Here is a 1,556-nt window from a genome sequence, read left to right on the forward strand (position 1 = left end):
GGTGGCAAGGTGATCACGCAAGGCGGCTGAAGGCCCAGCGCAGCAGCTCCTGATCCACGCGGGGGCGACCGGTGCGGGCCAGGGCGGTGCGAGTGCACGGTCGGGCAGCAGGACCCGGTCGCCGTGGGCGAGTTGGCGCAGCGTCTCGCGCCGCGCGATCAGCTCGTCGATCCGGCTGGTGAGGCTCTCTTCGACATCGAGGAGTGCAGCGGCGAACCGGTCGGGATCGGCATCGAGTACGGTCCCGATCTCGGCCAGCGGTACGCCTGCGCCGGCCAGTGTCCGGACTTGAACCAACCGCAGCAGTTCGGCCGCTCCGTAGCGTCGGTAGCCGGAGCGGTCGCGGCGGGGTTCGCCGATGAGGCCGTTCTGGTGGTAGTGCCGGATGGTCTTCACTGTAACGCCGGCGAAGGCCGCGGCTTGACTGATGGTGATTCCGTCTGTCATGGCGTCAGCTGACCCCACCCTGCACCACGTCGGCAACTTCTCGAACGGTCGCGGCGATGGCACGGAAGTCCTTGCGCACGATAGTCGTGTGCTTGCTTTCGACCGTCGCGCTCACCTTCACGTTGGGATTCCGGGCGAGCACCGGGTCCAGCGTGGCACGCATCGCCGCCAGCCCTTCCGCGGTCCCGCCGAGGCTGGCACCAGAGGCCACGAGGAACCGCATCGGGAAGGTCACGAGGTCGAAGACCGGATCGCTTGCAGCAACGATCTCGTTCAGCTCAATGTTGACCTCGGCGTGCTGATCGGCGCTCATCCGAGCGGCCATACCCAGCGGCCGGACCAGCGGCATGATCCAACCGAAGCGCCGGAACATCTTCCGGATCTCCTCCCGGCCGGCTTCTCGGCCGCCCTCGACGGTGGCGAGGTAGTCCCACGGGTAGCCACCGTCAACCATGACCACACCGGCGACGCGGTCCGGGTTCCGGGTGGCCCAATGCAACGCCAGCGCCGCGCCGTAGGACCAGCCCACCAGCAGTGGCCGCTCCGCACCGGTCGCCTCCAAGACGGCAGCGATGTCTCGGATGCAGGCCTCGAACGAGTAGTCCGCCGACTGTTTCGACCGGCCGCGGGCACGCTCGTCGTAGGTGATGTGCCGGTACTCGTTTCCGAGTTCTGCGGTGACGCGCTGCCAGTTCTTCTGGGTGGCGTAGGAGCCGTTGAGGTAGACCACGGGCTGGCCGGGCCCACGAGTGTCAGTGACGGCCAGCGCCGTGTCCTCCACCGCCACCATGCCGGTCCAGGTCGAGTTCGGGTTCGCGTTCGGGTTCGTCATGCGTTCAGCGTGAGGCCTGACCTTAGGTCAAGGTCAACCCTGAAAATCCCGTGGTTCGCCATCCGAGCCGGTGCCTGTGCCCAACCAGTCGCTTGCTGTTCGCAACTACACCCCTTGCCGTGTCACATGCCGCACCGAAGATCGGTAGGCACGGTGACAACCAACATCGCCCCGGCACGGACTCTGAACCGCCCCGGGTTCGGTAGAGATCTCAGTTGGTGGTCGTGACCTGGGGTTTCGTGGTTGTCAGGTAGTAGTTGGTCTCGTATTCGACGGG

The 1,556-nt window shown here is 66.4% G+C and carries 2 protein-coding genes; both read right to left on the reverse strand.

Annotated features, from left to right (window positions below):
- On the reverse strand, positions 1 to 447 hold a 447-nt coding region (locus ABZ281_RS48895), incomplete at its 3' end, for a MerR family transcriptional regulator (protein ID WP_356665253.1).
- Positions 448 to 451: 4 nt separating this feature from the next.
- Positions 452 to 1,279 carry an alpha/beta hydrolase gene (locus ABZ281_RS48900; protein ID WP_356665255.1) on the reverse strand — a complete coding sequence of 276 codons (828 nt, stop codon included), beginning with the start codon at positions 1,277 to 1,279 and terminating at the stop codon, positions 452 to 454.
- Positions 1,280 to 1,556 lie beyond the last annotated feature (277 nt).

The sequence above is a fragment of the Streptomyces sp. NPDC006265 genome, from assembly GCF_040613555.1.
Lineage (GTDB): Bacteria > Actinomycetota > Actinomycetes > Streptomycetales > Streptomycetaceae > Streptomyces.

What these genes read in the sequence shown, in the direction of transcription:
- ABZ281_RS48900 (WP_356665255.1), bottom strand. Translation starts at nt 1,279, where the DNA reads ATGACGAACCCGAACGCGAACCCGAACTCGACCTGGACCGGCATGGTG.